The following is a 19071-nucleotide window of genomic DNA, read 5'->3' as shown; positions in this document are numbered from 1 at the left end:
ACCACGCGGACGCCAAGACCAAGGGCCGTACCGACCCTGGTGTGGTGTTGTGGCGCCGCACACGCCGGTCGCCTCCGCGTCCGGTCATCTGTTCGATCACTCTGGGCGTGCGCGGTTGCCCTGCCGGTCTTCCGGCGTGGGGCGTGCGAGCAGTTTGTCGATGCTGCGGCGTTCGCGTTTGGTAGGACGCCCCGCGCCCCGAGCCCGGACGGCCACCGCCACGGTCTCCTCGCGCGGAGGGGGTGGAGGGCTCTTGTCGACGTAGCACTCGGCGGCCACGGCGGCGCCGACGCGCTTGGTGATGGCCCGGGAGACGACCACGATGCGTTCGCGTCCATCGTGCCGCAGTCGGACCTCGTCCCCGACTCGCAGGGCGTGCGCGGGCTTGACCCGGACCCCGTTGACCCGTACGTGACCGCCCCGGCAGGCGTCGGAGGCGATCGAACGAGTCTTGGTGAGCCGTACCGACCAGATCCAGCTGTCCACTCGCACACTCAGCTGCTCACCTGCCATCCCGACACTGTACTGAGAACGCCGTCCCGCCGACATCCCCGCCAGGACGGCTGCCGCGCCCCCGCATGCCCCCGCATTCGAGACCTGACGCCTACGAGAACGGGTCCATGTACGGCCGGTCTCTGACCAGGTCGAAGATACGACGCAGCCACGGCTGCGGATCCGGTGCCAGCCGCTCCAGCGTGCTGAGGAACACTCGCCCGTCAGGACGGAAAAGAGTGTGCGGCAACGGCGGAGGTGGATCGTCGCGGCGAACGCCGGCAGGCATCCCGCGCGCCGCGGGCATGAGCCGCCGATCGTCGTTGAAGGCCATGTACGTCCACACGTCCGCGGCCAGCGGCACCACCGTTCCCGCGGCGCCCGGCCAAACCTCGCCGGTCTGCGGGTGCTTCGGCACCAGGGCGATGTCCGTGATCGTGGGGGACAGACCTGGCCCGGCCAGGACGAGCTGTCGTGCCGGTGGCCCCGCGGGGAGCAGGCTGTCGATCGCCCGGCGAAACGCCGCAGCGACAGGCCCCTCAGGGACGGCCACTCGCCTGCCGGCCGAGATCACCAGCAGGTGCGCCAGCGCCACCGCGACAGCGGCCTCCCATGGCGGGCTCCAGCGATCATGAGGATCAATGGACGAAGTGCCCGGCAACTCGTCCCAGTTCATCACCCGCTGAACGGGGCCGTCGACGGCGACAGGACGCACGGCGTCCGGCTGCAGCCACACCACCTGCCAGAACCCGCAGTCGTCGACGCGGGTCGCCACCGGACAGCCGCACTGCGCGCAGGCCAGGTTGGGACCGTATTGGCCGTCCCAGCCGCAGCAACATCCGCCCAACCGCTCCGGGATGAAGACGGTCCCGCGGACGTCGCCGGGCGCGATGGCGATTCTGTTCGAGGGGCCCGTGATGCGGTACGTGAGCAGTCGGACGCCACGTTCTTCCGGCTCGGGTTCGGACGGCTGCCAAGGCCGGCCGTTTCCGGGGTCCACCGCGTACGTTCCGGGCTGCAGCAGATTGGCGAGCAGGTCATGGCCGTACATCTGGCCGGAGTGGTCAGGGAGCGCCACCCGCGCCACCCGCGCGGTCATCACGGCGCCGCACCCCGCACAGGCAAAAACGACCAAGCAGCCTCCTTCATCGCGGAACGGCACGATCATGGTGACGCAAATCCTGCCTTGTACGGAATCCCGCCACGGGGAGACCGGCGGCCCTGCCGGGCGTCGCCGTCTCCGACCACGTACGGCAGGGCGAGGGCCGGCGGGTCAGCCGGGCAGTCGGTCGGTCCATTCAGTGCTGATCGTGACGGGCCCGCTGGAGTGCGCGGTGCCTCCGCTGAGCGGCGCCCAGACGGAGGTACTGCGGAGCTGTCCGGTCTCCGGGTCGACGGTGAGTGTTTCCTGACCGTCGAGCACCGGCACCTGGAACCGCCGTCCGCCGTCGGCGTCGCCGAGGTCCTGGACGCCGGGCCGGGCGGCGAGTACCCGGTAGGCGGCGGCGCGGACCTCGGGTGAGACCGGGGCCTCGCTGACCAGTGACAGGAGGGTTTCCATGGCGGCCCACTCCTGCTGTTCGGCGTTCAGCTTGCCGGCGCTGGTGCGCAGATCGCCGTCCGCGATGGCTGACTTCAGCTTCTCATACAGGCTGTTCTCGTCGCCGGGGAGCTGCCGCAGCTCCTCGAAAGTCATCCGCAGAGGGCCTATCGCGAACGGCTGAGGCTTGTCGGCGAACTGCTTCAGCTTGCCTTGACCCTTGAGCGCTTCGCCCTTCAGCCAGGACTGACCGTCCTTCTTGTACCAGTACTCCTGCTGCGGCCTGCCCTCCTGGGTGATGGTGATGTGCCAGTACGTCCCTGACCCCTCGGGGGCGCGTTCCGCAGAGGTGGCCGCGACCAGCAGGACGTCTCGCCCACCAGCGGCCGACGGGGAGTTCCCCGCCTGGCCGGGGACGATCACGAGAGCGGCTGCGACTGCCGCGGCGGCCAGCCCCAGCACGGGCGCCAGTACGCCGGCGCGCAGCAGCTTGCGGCGGGGCCTTGCAGGCTTCGACTCTTCTTGCAGAGCGGTCATCACGAACTCCCTGAGCAGCTGGTGACGGCCCTCAGGAAGATCCCGTTCCTCCGAGAAGATGTTCATTGGGTGCTCTCCTGCATGGACCGGACCGCGGTGTCGCGGTCGCCATCTATCTGTCGCCGGGTCACGGCGAGTTCCAGCTTTTTCCGAGCCCGGGACAATCGTGATCTGAGCGTCCCGATCGGAATGCCCAGTGCCTCGGCCGCCTCGGCGTAGTCGAGCCCGGCCCCTACGCACAGCAGCAGCACATCCTGTTCATGTCTGCGTAGTCGTCCGATCGCCGTACGCAGCTCGGCCAACCGCTCCTTGTCCGCGATCTGCCCGACCAACTCCTCGGCGAAATCCGGGACGACATCGTTCCGGGGCACCCTGACCATCACCTCCTCGTGACGCCGCCTGGCCCGTCGCAGGTTGCGAGCCACGTTGGTGGCCACCACGAGCAACCACGGCCGCAACGAACCGCCGTCCGGGGCGAGCCGCTGCCGTAGCCGCCACGCCTCCAGGAAGGTCAGCGACACCACGTCGTCGGCCACCGACCAGTCGCCGGTCATCCGGTAGGCGTGGTTGTAGACGGCTTTGGCGTACCGGTCGAAAAGCTCCTCGAACGCGCGTTGATCGCCATCTCGTATGCGGGCGCGCATGTTCACATCCACACACTGCACTGTCCGCGGACGCGGGCGAGTTCCCGATCGGCCGGTTCGGATCGGACCTTGTCGTGATGGAGCGGCTGGACGAGGTGCAGCTGCATCGGCCATGAGCGACGGATGTCCTGGACCTCTCCCGCATGTGGCGGAGCCAGGCACTGAAGGGGTTGGCCCGCCGGCCGCGCCCGCCGGCTCAGGCGGCAGGAACACTGGCGACGAGCCCGCCGTCCACGACCAGGTCCTGCCCGGTGATGTAGGCAGCCTCGTCAGAGGCCAGGAACGCCACCGCCGCCGCGACGTTGTCGGCGTGACCGAGGGCGCCGAGCGGTACCTCGGCCGAGTTGCGTGCCTCGCTGCCCGGGTCGGGGTTGGCGTCGCGGTACATCTCGGTGTCGATGTAACCCGGGCTGACCGAGTTGACCCGGATGCCGCGCGGCGCGAGGTCGGCGCCCAGCGTCCGGGCGAGATTGTGGACGGCTGCCTTGCTGGCGGAGTACACGGAGGCGACGGACAGCCCGCGATACAGCGTCCAGGACGCGTTGATGACGATCGCGCTGCCGTCCCCCATCAGCGGCAGCGCCTTCTGGATGGTGAAGAAGACGCCCTTGAAGTTGACGCCGACGGTGTGGTCGAACTCCGCCTCGGTGATCTCGGCGCTCGGCTTGAACACACCCACGCCGGCGTTCGCGAAGACCGCGTCCAGGCCACCGCGCCAGGTTTCGATCCGCCGCATCAGAAGGTCGAGGTCCGCCGGGGAGGCGACGTCGGCCCGAACCGCGAGCACCCGGCCCGAGCCGGACTCTGGCAGGGCGTCCGTCAAGCGGGCGGCCGCAGTGTCGAGACGGACCTGGTCGCGTCCGGTGATGACGACGTACGCGCCTTCGCCCAGGAGCCTCTGCGCCGTGGCGAAGCCCATGCCACTGGCCCCGCCGGTGATCAAAACGGTCTTGCTCAGGAATCGGTTCATGCGGCAATCCTCAAGCGGATCGTCCGTTTCCAGCAGTTCCGGCTGAGCCTAGGTCTGGCACCACCACCTTCAGGCGCTCGCCATCAGCTCCGACAGCCGCGCCCCGGTGGCAGTGCCCGGCTGCGGAGTGTGCAGCATCAGCCGGTGTCCTGGCCGGTCGGGCAACGACAGTGACCTGTACTCGAAGATCAGCTCACCCGTCTCCGATGTGCGGACGACCTTGACGCCCTCGGTCGCATTGCCGACCGGATGCTCGGCCCAGATCTCGGCGAAGGCCGGACTCGCGGCGCACATGTCGGCGGCCAGCCTGCCGAATTCCAGGTCGTCCGGGTAGCGGGCCGCGTCGGCGCGGAACTGGCCGACGATCACCCGGGCCGCATCCTCCCAGTGGGTCAGCGAGGAGCTGAAGCGGGCGTTGGTGAAGAAGCTCACCAGGCAGTTGTGGTCGTGGTCCGAATAGCCGAACACCAGCTGCGCGGCGCGATTGACCGCGACTAGGTTCCAGTGCCGGTCGAGGATGTAGGCCGGGGACGGGAGCCAACCGTCGATCAACCGCTGCAACTCCGCGGAGGCCGGCCGGTCCGACGGCTCGGCCTGGGGCGGGTTGAGCCCGGCGAGCAGGTACAGATGTTCGCGCTCCGCCGTGTCGAAACGGAGCACCCGCGCGACAGCGTCCAGGACCCCGGCCGACACGTGGATCTCCCGCCCCTGCTCCAGCCAGGTGTACCAGGACACCCCTACCCCCGCGAGCACCGCCACCTCCTCGCGCCGCAGCCCCTTGGCACGGCGACCGGAGCCGGCGGGCATACCGACGTCGTACGGAGTCAACCTGGCCTGCGCGACCTCAGGAACTCGCGGATCTCGGCAGTGCGCCGTTGCCGGGCCTCTACCGGAAGTCGGGAAATATCCACTCGCCCATCGTAGGAGCTTCCGAACAGCCCCTCCGTACTACTGACACCCTGATGGCGAAGTCACCCGCGGGCTTTCTGTGGCAGCGACCGGCGATATACGATCAAGAGACTCTCGGCGGTTTGTATGTCTCAAGCGGGTCTCCATCGATCGTGTGGTCACCGCCAGCTCCGTCACGGTGGGTTGTGCGTGGGATCGCACTCATCGGCGAGACCGCTCACTGGACCGGTCATGGGAGCCACCCTTGTTACGTGCCGACCGAGCATGTTGTTCGGGTCGGCCTGCCCGGTGTGTAAGCGGCCTTCTAAAACCCCAGGTCGACACGTGAATCCAGGCGGATGGTCAGAAGGGTACCGATGGGCGGACATCGGAAATACTGGTCGATGGCCACGTAATCTCTTGATCTTGCCGTTTCTGTCGGAGCTACGGCAGTCCTGCTTTGTGACGGCTGGCCGCCGCGCAGGACGAATTCGATGGCCTCGCCGCTGTGGGGGCGTCCGTACCGTCAGCCCCGGTTGGGTGGTGTTCGAGAGTCACCCGGTCTGATCATCGGATCGAACCAATCGGCGTTCCCAGGCCAGGGCTGCGACCACACCGATGGCATAGGCGACCAGGTCCCATGGGTCGGGGAACGCGCCGACCAGGACACCGCCGATGCCCGGTGGGGCCATGCCGACCATTTGGTAGAACTCGACGGCGGCGGCGATCGCGGCCGTGGCCAGGGTGCGGCGTGCGGCGGTGGTGCGCCACAACAGCCCCAAGAACGCGTAGACCAGCATGGTGGCGACGACGTCGCTCACGTAGCCGCGGATGAATGGTTGTCCCGGCCCCCGGTAGAAGAGGACGAACGCGCCGATGGCGAGGGCGACGCCCCCCAGAAGGACCATGGCGCGGCGCATGAGATTGAAACTTTCTCCGAATCTCAACGATCAGGACGAACCTGATCATAGAGCTCGTCACCTATGGCGGCATGCTCATTGCGTCAGGTCGGCGACCGCGGTGGAGTGCCATGGCGACGGCATGCCGGCACGCTGGAACGTAGTGACGATTCATCCGTAATGAGACCCGACCAGATGAAACAGGGGGTTACGGTGCGCTCAGCACCGTCTCGATGACCGCGCCATGCCCGACCCAGCCAGGCCTCGGCGCCGCTTGATCTCATCGCCGATGCCCTCATCCCACATCCTCGCCCAGCCACCCCCCGCTCCTCGGCTCCGCCCCGGAGCACGATGGTGTCCGGCGTGTAATCCAAATGCCCAGCCACTTCCGTCGGGTAGGTTCCACTTCACTCCGTCGAAACCACCCTGGCCTGTCCGCCCACCCAGACGCCGCATGACCGTCCGCCTGGAAATTCCAAGGCCGCCGCCTGTGGAGTTGGCCCGGTTGGTGGACACCTGATCTCTGCGCGGCTCCAGCCGAACGGTAGTCCGCGAGGGCAACAGGTGAGGCCCGGGGACACTGGGCACACCGGCCACGACGGATGTAACCACCAGACGGCCGCCCCTGTTTTCCGACTGCCGTCCCGAGCGGCGACTCAGGTCCCGGTCAAGATGCTGCGGCGCTCGATCATCAGCGCGTCCCGCCAGAGACCGTGGTGACAGCCGATGCGCTCGCGGGTGCCCACGACACGGAAGCCGAGCGCCTGGTGCAGGCTCAGGCTTGCGGCGTTCTCCGGCAAGACACCCGACTGGATCGTCCAGACGCCGGCGTCCTCGGCGGCGGCGATGAACGCCGCCAGCAGCGCCCGGCCGATGCCACCACACTTCAACGCCGTGATCCATGCCCTTGATCTGCTGCTTCCCATTGTCGATCTGGGCCAGCAGTTGGCGTTCAACCCAAGAGGAGCGACGCAGTGGCTCTCTTGCGGGCTGGCTGCGGGCGCTGCCCGATCCAGCCGACGCCGACATCAAGGTCACCCGACGAGACCAGCTCGGCGGCCTCCTGCATGGAGTACGCCCAGGTCGCATGAGGAGACACAAATTCGGCACCCACAGGCAACCGCCGCCCCGCCCGTTCGTGTACGGGCGGGACGGCGCCTTCACAACCGAGGCGCCCAGGATGGCGATCGAAACCGTGACCGAGGAGCCGGCGTGATCAGGCCAGGGCGATCAAATCGGCGTAGCCGTCGTTCCACAGGTCTTCGACCCCGTCGGGCAGCAGCAGCACTCGGTCCGGCCGAAGCGCTGCGACGGCCTCCTGGTCGTGCGTGACCATCACCACGGCGCCCAGGTACGCGGTCACAGCCGCCAGCACTTCGGCCTTGGAGGCCGGGTCGAGGTTGTTGGTCGGCTCGTCCAGCAGCAGTACGTTGGCCTGGGAGCTGACCAGCCCGGCCAGCGCCAGCCGGGTCTTCTCCCCGCCCGACAGCACCCGGACAGGCTTGTCCACGTCGTCGCCGCTGAACAAGAACGACCCCAGCACCGTCCGGGCCTCGCCGTCGCTCAAGTGCGAGGCGGCGCTGGCCAGGTGCTGTCCGACCGTGTGCGCTGGGTCGAGCGTGTCGTGCTCCTGGGCGAAGTAGCCCAGCCGCAGCCCGTGCCCGTGCACGACCCGTCCCGAGTCGGGCCGCTCGTACCCGGCCAGCAGCCTGAGCAGCGTGGTCTTGCCCGCGCCGTTGAGCCCCAGGACCACGAGCCGGCTGCCCCGGTCGACGGCCAGGTCCACCCCCGCCAGCACCGGCCGCCCGCCGTACGACTTGGCCAGGCTGATCGCGCCGAGTGGCGTGCGGCCGCTGGGCGCGGGCTCGGGCAGCCGGATGCGGGCGACCTTGTTGGCGACGCGGGGCGGGGGAGTCTCGGCGAGCATGCGGTCCGCGCGCCGGGCCATGTCCCTGGCCCGGGTCGCAGTGGCCACGTTGGAGCGCATGCGGCCGGCCTGGGCATGAAGCGCTGCGGCCTTGCGCTCGGCGGTGAACCGCAGGCGCGTCCTGCGACGGTCGTCGGCCTCGCGGTCGGCGAGGTAGGTGTGCCAGCCGGTGTTGCGCGTCTCCAGGGCGCCGTGCTCAACGTGCCAGACGCGGTTGACCACGTCGGTCAGCAGTCCGGTGTCATGGGTGATGAGGACCAGGCCTCCGGAATGCCCGGCCAGGAAAGAGCGCAGCCAGGCTATGGAGTCGCCGTCGAGATGGTTCGTCGGCTCGTCGAGCAGCAGGACGCCGGGCTCGGCGAACAGCACCCGGGCAAGTTCCACGCGGCGGCGCTGCCCGCCTGACAAGTCGCCCACCGGCCGGTTCAGCACCCGGTCGGGCAGGCCGAGCCCGGCGGCGACGCGGGCGGCCTCGCCCTCAGCCGCATACCCGCCGCGGGCCTGGAACTCGGCCTCAACCCGGACGTAGCGGGCCATGGCCCGCTCGTCGCCGCGCTCGGCCAGGTCGGACTCGGCGGCCCGCAGGTCGCGGACCGCCTGGTCGAGGCCGCGGACGGACAGGACGCGGTCGAGGACGGTGACGGCCGGGTCGGCGGCGGCCGGGTCCTGCGGCAGGTAGCCGACGGGGCCGGTACGGACGATCTCGCCGGCCGCAGGCGGGAGCACTCCGGCAAGGGTCTTCATGAGGGTCGTTTTGCCGGCGCCGTTACGGCCGACCAGGCCGACGCGGTCGCCGGGGGCGACGTGGGCGGTGACGCCGGACAGCAGGAGGTGGGCGCCAGCGCGTACGTCGACGCCACGTAGGGTAAGCATGGAACTGCACTCCGGATTTGCTAGAGGACACACGGGTGGCGTGGAACCGGGTGTCCTGGCTAGGAAATTCGGGGCACAGACATGAGGCCGAGTGTATGGACAGGCCGTGATGGTTCGCCATGCATTTACCGGCCGCTCACCTTGCCGGCCGCTCGCGGCCCTGGTCAAGGTGCCCCGATCCGGTGTAGGGCTCGAATGCTCGATTCATACGGTGACCTGCAGTTCTTGGCACATTGCGCCTGCCGAAAACGTCATCCACGCAGGTCAAGCGGCGTGTGAGTATTCGTGGAGGGCTCCGCCGAACCGGTCTCGTCGGCGTACCTTCAGGTCGACGATTCTGGCTGGATCGGTGCTCCTGGGGTGAGGCCGTTGAAGGCGTACGGGTTGCGCCTGCCGGACAGATCCCGTGAGCGCTTCTTCAACGCGCTCGGTCGGCGTCGCGCCGGCGCGGCAGCGCGAGGCCGACCCGCGGTTTGCAACGGCAAGGCAGCCGTGGAACGGCTGCTCGGCCGGTTCGCCGACGTTCCCACCGTCGCTGGCTTCCGTCCTGGCAGATCAGCGCCCCGGCTGAGGTGCCCCGTTACCGATCAAGGAGATCAACTGGAGGCCGATCTCTAGTTGGGTTGCGTGCACCGGCCCAGCCGATGTCGCACGAAATTCGGATGAGCTTCGCCGATATCGATGCTGTTCTCATCAAGAGCGTTGGCGATGTGGAAACGACCGGTGTCGAAGATGAACTCCACAGCGAGGGTGCCGTCCGCCAGGTCGTGACGTGATGATGGCCGCCACTCAAGCAGAGCAACCTCGCGGAGTTCCTGGCCGACGAAGGGCTGGAGGCGCTCGTCGGTGTCGGACCAAGCTGGCGTCTGCTCAAGATATTCCCAGCCGCTGATCGCGGCCGTGGTGTCGATGGTGTTCCAGCCGATCGATAGCTCATCGAGCTTCCAGTGGCAGATCTCCGCCTGGATGCCATCGAAGTGCAGGACGACGGGGCAGTCGGCGAACCAGTCCCCGTCCTCGACGAATCGCACGAGCGCGAACCCCGTCAGACGCCGGCCACCAAGCGCGGCCAGGCCAGGTCCATATTCCTCGCAGATGGCTTCGAGCCCGACGAGAAAGGTTGGCTCGAAGCCGGAGATGCCCATCACGGTAGCGATTGTTCAGGTTCATCACGGAACCAGCCAGTCGATATCTGCCGACAAGCCGTGGGCCAGCGTGGCCCGGCTTGGCATCAGAGTCCACAGATGACGCGAGCGGTTGACGCGCCCTTCGACCGAGCCGGAACTAAGGGAGAGGGAGACCTGCCGGGGCAGCGTCGAGATTGCGGTGAGTCCCCTCTGGCGAGCGAGGAGCGTTTGGTGTTCACGCCGTAGGAGTGAACACCGTGGCTCTCATATGGGCTGGTCGCAGCCAGCTGGGCTCTGGTGGCCACGGTTGTACCCGGCGTGGGGACGCGTGCTCGGCGAGTGAGCGTGCATGTCCAGTAGGGGTTAGGCAGGTATTTGGCGCGATCATCCGTGGCGTTGGTCCAGTGTCCGGGCGGTTGTAGCGGGTACTGGAGGTCGAGATGGCGGCAAATTGGGGCCTGAACTGGGGAAACGTCTTCATGATCATCTGGAGCATATCCCCTGATCATGGTCTTACGGCTGCACGCGGACACCGTCGACTGCCTATCAAGGTCCACAAAACAAAAGACCTGCGGTTGTGAAACCGCAGGTCAGTGGCTATAAATGCCGATCTAGTGAGTGCCCCCGGCAGGATTCGAACCTGCGGCACCCGCTTTAGGAGAGCGGTGCTCTATCCCCTGAGCTACGGAGGCGGACTCTCGTAAGCCTAGCGAAAGTTGGACAGTGCGTGGGCCTTCGGGCCGGGGTGAGTTTGGTGACGTTGGTTATGGGTGCTCTGAGCTGCGGTAAAGGCATGACAAGCGGTCAGATTCCTGCGCTTCGTGCGTGGATAGCGTCTGCCTGTGACCAGGAGGCGATCCACGCAAGCTCGTAGGCGGCCCGTCGTGTTGTTCGGGGCGTTGTTGGCTCCTGCGATTCTTGCCGGCGGGCTGTTGGCTGGGGAGATGCGGGGGTTTGAGGGGGTTGGTGGGCCGGTGGGGATGGAGGGACGGAGGGCGGTGCGGTTGGCGTTCGAGCCTGTGTGGATGCCCGCGCCCGCCCACCCCGATCGGCGGTACGCAGGGGTGATTCCGGCGCCTGTGCGGAAGGTCTCTGAGGCGTCCGAGGCCTTGGAGGTGCGGCCCGCGGCGCCTAAGCCTGCGCCTGATCCGGCTCCGGTGGTTGAGGAGGAGCCGTACGCGACTACGCCTTCGCAGCCCTCGCCTGGATGTGCGGGGGAGTGGGAGGACACCTGGCTGTGGGACATGTGCCGGGAGCGTGAGCAGGAGGCGGCGCAGAATGCCCGCTATGGCTGGCTGTCGGGATTGTGAGGGCGGCGGCGGGCAGGGGCTGAGGAGGGTGTGCTCGTCGTGTGCGGTGTCGCCCGGTCGGCGACAATTCATGCCCGCGCGACCTGGTCCCTCTATGTCGTGGCGTCTGGAGGCGGCGGGAGTGGCTTGGGTGAGTCTGGTGGTGGTTGATGGAGTTGGATCTACCCTTTCGGACAGCTCTGGCGGGTGGGACATCGGTTGTCGGCTTCGACAGCTCTTGACGGTGGCTCGGTGCAAGGTCGGTGTAGGGCGCAGGGGTTGGTGGCGGTGCGCCTCCTATGAGGAGGGGCTGCTGGGCAGGTGGCGCAGCTCAGGAGCTGCATACTCGCTGCAGGCCGCATGGCTTCAGAAGGTGTCCCTACGGAGGCTGTCGGCGGTGATCTCGAGGACGCGCTGGCGGTAGGGGCGAGCTGGCCTTCCCGCACGACGGCCGAGCCGTAGGAGCTCGGGTGCCTGGGGGTTCCGCGCGAGTGGGTGTGTCGTGCGATTTCGTGACAAAGGGCACGTTGGAGGCTTGTGGAGGGTGAGGAAAGGTGCTGGAACGCGCGACAGGGAGGAGCCGGACGCCGGTCAGGGCGATGCCACGCCTCGACAGTCGACTCAAGGATGGCTGCGGGCCGGCATACGGCCTACGACCCGCAGGGAATGCAGGTCAGGACTGCGGCTGACACATCTGCCCAGTACGTGCCGTCCCGAAGCATCCACGTAGAAGACCCCAGGATGCACAGCGACGCCGGATCCCGGGCCGCCGAAGGCGAAACCACACCAAAGGGCTCAGGGAAGGCGCAGGACTTCATGGAGAGTCGGGCGTAGGGGGGTGACGGTGCTGGTGGGGAGGGGGAGCCGTACATAGTGCGCTTTTTGTCTCATAGCAGCTCTTCGGAGTTCGGTCCGGACACTCGGGGGGCTGTAGTAACGTGCGTGCCTGACCCGGGTAACGAGTGTGCAAACGGAGGAGTCGAACGTGCCATCCCCTCGATCAGCGGGTCTGATCGCGGTCGTCATGGCGATGGCTTCTCTCTTCGTGCCATCCGCGGCGCAGGCTCAGGCGCGGACCCAGATGGACCGGCGGGATCCGAGCAATCTGGCGGAGCTGCGCAAGGAGGCCGAGCGGTCGGCCAAGGAGCTTGAGGACGCCACCAAGGCCCTGGAGAAGCGGCGCGCCACGATCGCGGCCTCCGAGAAGGAACTCAAGACCAAGCTGAACGGGCTGCAGGACCTGGAGCGCAGGCTCGCGGTCATCCGGCAGCCGGTCTCGCAGCTGGCGGAGTTGCTCTACGAGCAGCCCATCGGGGCGGACGGCGTGGTGCCGTTCCTGTCGGGGGACGCCGGGGTCGGCACCTTGCGGGCGCTTTCGGACACCACCCAGATGGTCGCGGTAAGGCAGCAGGCCGTCGAGCAGACCAGCACCCTCTACAAGCAGGCCGAGGGGCTGGCCGCCGAGGCCCAGGAGTTGCGGGCGGGCAACCTGCTGGCCGAGGCTCAGATGGCGGCCGAGATCGACACGCTCAGGCAGCGTTCGGACAAGATCGTCAAGTCGCTCACCGCCGCGCTGGTGAAGCTCGGCATCAAGATCGACAAGGTCGGGCGGGCGGCGCTGGGCTGCAACCCCCTCCAGGCCGCCACGGCCAACAACTTCCCCAACGGGCTCATCCCCAAGAGCATGCTCTGTCCGTTGCAGCAGAAGGGGTTCAGTCTGCGGGCGGACGCCACGATCGCCTTCGTCAGCCTCAACGAGGCCTACCGGAGGCGGTTCGGCAAGGCGATCTGCGTGACGGACGCCTACCGGAGCCTGGCCGAGCAGCAGTCCGTCTACTACCGGCGGCCGGGGTTCGCCGCCGTGCCGGGGCGGAGCAACCACGGTCTCGGGCTGGCTGTGGACCTGTGCGGCGGGGTGGAGCGGTTCCGGTCCACGGAGTTCGTGTGGATGGAGAACAACTCCAAGAGGTACGGGTGGTTCCATCCCGCCTGGGCCTACAGCAGCCCGTTCGAGCCGTGGCACTGGGAGTACGACCCGAAGATCGACTCGCAGCTCTGAGCCGGGTCTCTAGGCGGGCACGACCTCGGCACTGCAGAAGGCACAGCGTGAGGCGGCCTTCGGGATCTCCGACAGGCACTCGGGGCAGTCGCGGGTCTTCGCCTCGATCTGGGCCGCGGCGCGCTCCTTGAAATGCGTGTACGGCTTGACGACCAGGAAGTAGACCACCGCCGCGATCATCAGGAACGAGATCACCGCGTTGACGAACTTGCCGTACATGAAGTTGGACGCGCCGACGGTGATCTTCAGCGACGAGAAGTCGGGCAGGCCGCCGAAGGCCGAGATCAGCGGGGTGAGGAGATCGGCGACGAACGACTGCACGATCGAGTTGAAGGCCGCCCCGATGACGACCGCGACGGCCAGGTCGAGGACGTTGCCCTGCATCAGGAACTTTCTGAATCCGTTCATGGCCGAGAAGCGTAGTCGAACGATTACTCGGCGTTACGTTTTGAAGGTGATGGAGAGGCGTCCCGAGATCTGGGCGCCGGCGAGCTGGGCCGCCTGGTACGGAGTGGCCGCCAGCACCACCAGCGCGCCGCCCATGCGGGAGTCGTCGGCGGCCGGCGGGATGGTGATCACCCGGACGTCGTCGGCGATGAGCTGGGCCGGCCGGCCGCCCTCCCAAGCCGCCAGGACGCCGATGGTGGAGCCGGGGGAGATGAGGGCGACGGCGTCGGGGTCGGCGATGCGCACCGGAGCGGCTACCGTGCCCGGCGGCAGCGGCACCGGATGGAGCAGGCGGGCGTCGGTCAGGGGTTCGCCCCGGCGCATGGGGCCGGCGAGGTAGCGGCCGGCCGCGTACGAGCGCACGGCCCCGTCGGGCGGACGGTCGAGCGGCGCCGGACGGAGATCGCCCGGACGCAGGAGGCCGGGGGCGAGGTCGCGGGCGGCCACGAGGACCTCGGGGCCCGCGGCGGGACGCAGGGCGACATAGGCCGCCAGGACGCCGAGCGCGGCCAGGGCCGCCGCGATCAGGCGGCGGCGCCGGGCCCAGGCGCGCAACCAGGCGGGCTGCCTGCTCACGGCAGCTCGAAGGGCAGCTTGATGCCGTCGAGGGCCGAGCCGCAGGGGCACATGCGGTCGACGGGCAGGGCCTGGACGGTCTCGGCGACGAGCGTGCGCATGCGGGTGACGTTGCGGGCGAAGAACTCCAGCACCTCGTCGTGGGTCACACCCTGGCCGGCCTCGACCCCGGCGTCATGGTCGGTGACCAGGGAGAGCGAGGTGTAGCACAGGGCCAGCTCGCGGGCCAGCACGGACTCGGGGTAGCCGGTCATGCCCACGATCGACCAGCCGTTGGCCGCGAACCACTGGGACTCGGCCCGGCTGGAGAAGCGGGGGCCCTCGATGACCACCAGCGTGCCGCCGTCGACGACGTCGCTCCAGCCGGTGGAGCGGGCCGTGGCCACGGCGGCGGCTCTGCCGGACGGGCAGTAGGGGTCGGCGAAGGAGACGTGGACGGCCCCCGAGACGTCGTAATAGGTCTGCGGCCTGCCCGAGGTGCGGTCGACGACCTGGTCGGGCACGACGATGGCGCCCGGCCCGTACTCCGCCTTGAGCGAGCCGACGGCGCTGGGGGCGAGCACCTGGGTCACGCCGAGCGAGCGCAGCGCCCACAGGTTGGCGCGGTAGGGGATGCGGTGGGGCGGGAAGCGGTGGTCGCGGCCGTGCCGGGGGATGAACGCCACCGAACGCGAGCCGATGCGGCCGACCGTGACGACGTCGCTGGGCGGCCCGTAGGGGGTGGAGAGCTCGATCTCCTCCGCGTCGTCGAGGAGGGAGTAGAAGCCCGAACCGCCGAGGACGCCGATGTCTGCGCGAGTGACCATGGCGCCGAGAGTAGCCGGACGGCCGAGGGCGCCGAGAACGCCGAACGCGGTTCTGTGGATAACCTGAATGCGGAGCGTACGCACACCAGTACGAAGAGTAGGATCGCCGCATGCGGCAAAAAGGGCTGGGCCTCATCATCCTCGCGCTGATGCTCGGGATGCTGCTGGCCTCGCTCGACCAGACCATCGTCTCCACGGCCCTGCCGACGATCGTGAGCGACCTGGGCGGGCTGGAGCAGCTCTCGTGGGTGGTGACGGGCTACATGCTCGCCTCGACCGTCTCCACGCCGCTGTGGGGCAAACTGGGCGACCAGTACGGCCGCAAGAAGCTCTTCATCACCGCGATCATCATCTTCCTCCTCGGATCGGCCCTTTGCGGGCTGAGCCGGAACATGGGGGAGCTGATCGGGTTCCGGTCGGTCCAGGGCCTGGGCGGCGGCGGCCTGATGGTGCTCGCGCAGGCGATCGTGGGCGACGTGGTCTCGGCCCGCGAACGCGGGCGCTACCAGGGCTTCTTCGGCGCCGTGTTCGCCGTCAGCAGCATCGTGGGGCCGCTGCTCGGCGGGCTGTTCGTCGACCATCTGTCCTGGCACTGGGTGTTCTACATCAATCTGCCCCTGGGCGCGATCGCCCTGGCCGTGATCGCGGCCGCGCTGCCCGGCGACGACACGCGCACCAGCCACCGCATCGACTACGCCGGGGTGGTGCTGCTCGGCGGCGCGACCTCGTGCCTGGTGCTCATCACGACCTGGGGCGGGTCGACCTATCCCTGGTCGAGTCCGGTCATCGCCGGCCTGGCGCTGGCCGCGGCGGCGCTGGTCGCGGCGTGGGCGGCCGTCGAGCGGCGGGCCGCGGAGCCGGTGCTGCCCCTGGGGCTGTTCAGGGTGCGGGCGTTCGCGATGTCGTCCGCGGTGGGGTTCGTGGTGGGGTTCGCGATGTTCGGGGCGCTCACGTACCTGCCGCTGTTCTTGCAGGTCGTGCATGGGGTGAGCCCCACATTGTCCGGGGTGTACCTGCTGCCGATGATGGCCGGGATGCTGACGTTGTCGATCACCAGCGGGCTGGTGATCTCGAAGACCGGCAAATATCGCTTCCTGCCCATCGCGGGCACAGGCGTGGCGACGATCGGGCTGTTCCTGCTGTCCGGGCTGAGCGAGCGCAGCAGCCTGCTGACGATGGGCGGCTACCTGCTGGTGCTCGGCGTCGGCCTGGGGATGACCATGCAGGTGCTGGTGATCGTCGTGCAGAACGCCGTCGACTTCAAGGACCTCGGCGTGGCCACGTCGGGGGCGACGTTCTTCCGCTCGATCGGCGGGTCCTTCGGGGTCGCCACGCTGGGGGCGGTCTTCACCGGCACGCTCAACGGCGACCTGCGGGAGGTGCTGGCCAGGGCCCGGCTGCCGGCGGGGTTCGACCCGTCGAGGATCCAGCGCGACCCGACCGTCATCCAGCGGCTGCCTCCCGCGCTGGCCGGTCAGTTCCTCCACGTGTACGCCGACGCCATCGCGACCGTCTTCCGGGTGGCCGCGCCGGTGATGTTCGGGGCGTTCGTGCTGAGCTGGTTCATCCCGCAGACGCGGCTCAGGGAGACCACCAAGGCGGCGGACCTGGGCGAGGGGCTGGGCGCCACGTCGGCCGAGCGGTCGTCGCTGGAGGAGGTCGAACGGGGGCTCATGCGGCTCGCCGATGCCGACCTGCGCAGGGGCTACTACGAACGGCTCGGGGCGCTGGCCGGGCTGAGCGGCGTCCCGCCGCAAGGGGTGTGGGTGCTCGCCAGGCTCAACGGCAAGGGCTGGGTCGGGGCGGGCGAGCTGGCCGAGTGCGCCAAGGTCAGCAGGGAACACGGCAGGCCCCACGTCGACCGGCTGGTGGACGAGGGGCTGGTGGAGCGTTCTGACGACGGCGAGCGGCTGCGGCTCACGCCGAAGGGGGACCGGGCGGCCCTGAGGCTCGTGCGTTGCTCGTGCGAGGGGCTGAGCAGGCTCGTGGCCGACTGGGGGTCCGATCCACAGCTGGAGCGGCTCGTCGATCGCATCGCGCCGGAACTGCTCGGCGCGTACGCCGACCGGCCTCGATGAGGGCCCCCGCCCGTGCGGGCGGGGTCGACGTGCCTAGTTGGAGGCCGCCGCGGGCGCCGGCGCCGGGGTGGACGACGACGAGGACGACGACTCGCTCGACTTGCTCTCGGCCGGCTTCGACGGGGTGGTCGAAGAGGCGGAGGAGGCCGAGGACGACGAGCGGTTGTCCGTGCGGTAGAAGCCCGAACCCTTGAACACGATGCCGACGGCGGAGAACACCTTCCGCAGGTTGCCCTGGCAGTTGGGGCACACCGTCAGCGCATCGTCGGTGAACTTCTGAACGACTTCGAGCTGCTCACCGCAGTCGTTGCAGGCGTACTGGTAGGTCGGCACGCGCTCCTCCTTATACGTTCTGGCACTCGAGCGATGCGACTGCTAATGCTAACCGATTGGGCCAAACACCTATTCCAACCCCCGCTCTCCGTGCCAGCCGGCCAGCTTGCCGCTGCGGCTCACGGCGCGCAGACGGCGTTCGACCTGGTCACGGCAGGCGGCGGTGGTGACCAGCAGGAGCTGGTCGTCGGCCCGGACGCGGGTGCTGTTGTCCGGTACGAACGATTTGCCGTCGCGGACCACCAGCGTCACGGCCGCCCCGGCGGGCAGGCGCAGCTCGAAGATCTCCACGCCGTGCAGGAGTGAGCCGATGGGCACCTTGACCTGGAGCAGGTCCGCCTTGAGCTCCTCCAGCGGCGCGGACTCCACCTCCAGGTCGTGCGCCTCGCCGGGCGCGCTCACCCCGAGCAGCCGGGCCGCGTACGGCAGCGTGGGCCCCTGCAGCAGCGTGAAGACGATCACGATCACGAAGACCTGGTTGAAGATCTCCTTCGACCCCTGCACGCCGGACGCCCACGGGATGGTCGCCAGCACGATGGGGATCGCGCCGCGCAACCCCGCCCACGACAGGAACGCCTGGTCGCGCCAGCTCACCCGGTCCAGCCGCAGGACGCGGGCCACCGTGGAACTGGCCAGCACCGACAGCGGACGGGCCACCATCACCAGCACGGACCCGGCGATCACGCCCGGCACGATGGCCGACGGCAGCTCTTTGGGCGTGGCCAGGAGCCCCAGCATGACGAAGAGGCCGATCTGCGCCAGCCAGGCCGCGCCCTCGGCGAACCCTCTGGTCGCGGCGCGGTGCGGCAGGCGTGAATTGCCCAGGATGAGGGCCGTGAGGTAGACGGCCAGGAAGCCGGAGCCGTGCAGCAGCACCGCGCCGCCGTACGAGACGAAGGTGAGGGCCAGCACGGCGATCGGGTAGAGGCCGGAGGCCGGGAGGGCGACGCGGCGCAGCGCGTACGCGCCCGCGGGCCCGACCGCGAGCCCCACGGCCGCGCCGATGACCAGCTCGATGGCGGTTTCCAGCAGGAACGTTCCCACGGACGCCGGCCGCTGCGACGCCCCGCTGAGCAGTACGACGGCGATGACCGTGGGCGCGTCGTTGAAGCCGGACTCCGCCTCCAGAACCCCCGCCAACCGGGTCGGGAGCGGCAACCTGCGCAGCACCGAGAAGACGGCGGCCGCGTCCGTCGAGGCCAGCACGGCGCCGAGGACCAGCGCCGCGGTCGGATCCATGCCGAGCAGCCCCTGGACGGCCAGCGCCACGACCACGATGCTCACCGTCACGCCGACGGTGGCCAGGATCAGGGCGAGCGGCACCGATTTGCGGACGTGCGACCAGGTCGTGGTCAGACCGCCCTCGGCCAGGATCACCGCCAGCGCGATCAGGCCGATCTGCTGGACGGCCTGCGGGCTTTCGAGCTTGGCGCCGAATCCCGAGGCTCCCAGAACCAGACCCAGCGCCAGGAAGAGGAGAAGACTGGGCAGACCGCTGCGATGTGCGACGCGTACGGACGCGATGGCCGCGATGACAATTCCGGCGCCGATCAGGAGCCAGACATCAAGCGTCATCCGGCCCCCTC

General features: G+C 68.8%; 17 protein-coding genes and 1 tRNA gene. 2 read left to right on the top strand and 16 right to left on the bottom strand.

Annotation, left to right across the window (positions count from 1 at the left end; all coding sequences use genetic code 11):
- Nucleotides 1–96: 96 nt before the first annotated feature.
- From ACWCSU_RS46695 to ACWCSU_RS46645, 11 genes are all read right to left on the bottom strand, one after another.
- Nucleotides 97–513 (bottom strand): RNA-binding S4 domain-containing protein, encoded by a 417-nt coding sequence (locus ACWCSU_RS46695; protein ID WP_357696348.1) that lies wholly within the window; start codon nt 511–513, stop codon nt 97–99.
- Nucleotides 514–604: 91 nt separating this feature from the next.
- Nucleotides 605–1660, bottom strand: a complete 1056-nt coding sequence (locus ACWCSU_RS46690) for a hypothetical protein (RefSeq protein ID WP_449942782.1) — start codon at nt 1658–1660, stop codon at nt 605–607.
- 105 nt (nt 1661–1765) lie between these two features.
- Complete coding sequence (locus tag ACWCSU_RS46685; protein WP_449942780.1) at nt 1766–2635, bottom strand: CU044_5270 family protein; 870 nt, start codon at nt 2633–2635, stop codon at nt 1766–1768.
- The gene (locus ACWCSU_RS46680) at nt 2632–3225 is read right to left on the bottom strand and encodes an RNA polymerase sigma factor (protein WP_357696343.1); all 594 of its coding nucleotides are present in this window, start codon (nt 3223–3225) and stop codon (nt 2632–2634) included. Before ACWCSU_RS46680 ends, ACWCSU_RS46685 begins: the two co-directional genes overlap by 4 nt.
- A gap of 184 nt (nt 3226–3409) precedes the next feature.
- Complete coding sequence (locus ACWCSU_RS46675; protein ID WP_364103761.1) at nt 3410–4183, bottom strand: SDR family NAD(P)-dependent oxidoreductase; 774 nt, start codon at nt 4181–4183, stop codon at nt 3410–3412.
- A gap of 69 nt (nt 4184–4252) precedes the next feature.
- A complete protein-coding gene (locus ACWCSU_RS46670; RefSeq protein ID WP_449942779.1) occupies nt 4253–4990 on the bottom strand; it encodes a helix-turn-helix transcriptional regulator in 738 nt (245 codons plus the stop codon).
- A 635-nt stretch (nt 4991–5625) separates the two neighbouring features.
- Nucleotides 5626–5979, bottom strand: a complete 354-nt coding sequence (locus ACWCSU_RS46665) for a DUF2809 domain-containing protein (protein ID WP_449942777.1) — start codon at nt 5977–5979, stop codon at nt 5626–5628.
- A gap of 647 nt (nt 5980–6626) precedes the next feature.
- On the bottom strand, nt 6627–6860 hold the full coding sequence (locus ACWCSU_RS46660; protein ID WP_449942775.1) for an N-acetyltransferase family protein: 234 nt from the start codon (nt 6858–6860) through the stop codon (nt 6627–6629).
- Nucleotides 6861–7186: 326 nt separating this feature from the next.
- Nucleotides 7187–8770: an ABC-F family ATP-binding cassette domain-containing protein gene (locus ACWCSU_RS46655; RefSeq protein ID WP_449942774.1), complete on the bottom strand. Its 1584-nt coding sequence runs from the start codon at nt 8768–8770 to the stop codon at nt 7187–7189.
- Between the two features lie 614 nt (nt 8771–9384).
- On the bottom strand, nt 9385–9918 hold the full coding sequence (locus ACWCSU_RS46650) for a hypothetical protein (RefSeq protein ID WP_449942772.1): 534 nt from the start codon (nt 9916–9918) through the stop codon (nt 9385–9387).
- 598 nt (nt 9919–10516) lie between these two features.
- Nucleotides 10517–10589, bottom strand: a tRNA-Arg gene (locus ACWCSU_RS46645).
- Between the two features lie 1678 nt (nt 10590–12267).
- Between ACWCSU_RS46645 and ACWCSU_RS46640 the strand changes: the two genes are divergently transcribed.
- Nucleotides 12268–13245: a D-alanyl-D-alanine carboxypeptidase family protein gene (locus tag ACWCSU_RS46640; RefSeq protein WP_357696259.1), complete on the top strand. Its 978-nt coding sequence runs from the start codon at nt 12268–12270 to the stop codon at nt 13243–13245.
- Between the two features lie 9 nt (nt 13246–13254).
- On the opposite strand, the gene mscL is transcribed toward ACWCSU_RS46640, so the two are convergent.
- Genes mscL through ACWCSU_RS46625 form a run of 3 tightly spaced genes read right to left on the bottom strand, consistent with a single transcriptional unit; the run spans nt 13255 to nt 15074 of the window.
- Nucleotides 13255–13653 (bottom strand): large conductance mechanosensitive channel protein MscL, encoded by a 399-nt coding sequence (gene mscL / locus ACWCSU_RS46635; RefSeq protein ID WP_364104191.1) that lies wholly within the window; start codon nt 13651–13653, stop codon nt 13255–13257.
- Nucleotides 13654–13686: 33 nt separating this feature from the next.
- The gene (locus ACWCSU_RS46630; RefSeq protein WP_449942771.1) at nt 13687–14268 is read right to left on the bottom strand and encodes an SAF domain-containing protein; all 582 of its coding nucleotides are present in this window, start codon (nt 14266–14268) and stop codon (nt 13687–13689) included.
- Nucleotides 14265–15074 (bottom strand): S-methyl-5'-thioadenosine phosphorylase, encoded by an 810-nt coding sequence (locus ACWCSU_RS46625; protein WP_449942769.1) that lies wholly within the window; start codon nt 15072–15074, stop codon nt 14265–14267. The genes ACWCSU_RS46630 and ACWCSU_RS46625 overlap by 4 nt, the downstream gene beginning before the upstream one ends.
- A 110-nt stretch (nt 15075–15184) precedes the next feature.
- Between ACWCSU_RS46625 and ACWCSU_RS46620 the strand changes: the two genes are divergently transcribed.
- The gene (locus ACWCSU_RS46620) at nt 15185–17152 is read left to right on the top strand and encodes an MFS transporter (RefSeq protein ID WP_449942767.1); all 1968 of its coding nucleotides are present in this window, start codon (nt 15185–15187) and stop codon (nt 17150–17152) included.
- A 33-nt stretch (nt 17153–17185) separates the two neighbouring features.
- Here ACWCSU_RS46620 and ACWCSU_RS46615 read toward each other — a convergent pair whose 3' ends face one another.
- Nucleotides 17186–17485 carry an FmdB family zinc ribbon protein gene (locus ACWCSU_RS46615; RefSeq protein WP_357696249.1) on the bottom strand — a complete coding sequence of 100 codons (300 nt, stop codon included), beginning with the start codon at nt 17483–17485 and terminating at the stop codon, nt 17186–17188.
- 69 nt (nt 17486–17554) lie between these two features.
- Nucleotides 17555–19060 carry a potassium/proton antiporter gene (locus tag ACWCSU_RS46610; protein ID WP_364104205.1) on the bottom strand — a complete coding sequence of 502 codons (1506 nt, stop codon included), beginning with the start codon at nt 19058–19060 and terminating at the stop codon, nt 17555–17557.
- Between the last annotated feature and the right edge of the window lie 11 nt (nt 19061–19071).

It is taken from the genome of Nonomuraea sp. NPDC001699 (genome assembly GCF_053596455.1).
The sequence above is the reverse complement of the archived record's forward strand: the minus strand, read 5'-3'. Positions and strand labels throughout refer to the sequence as shown.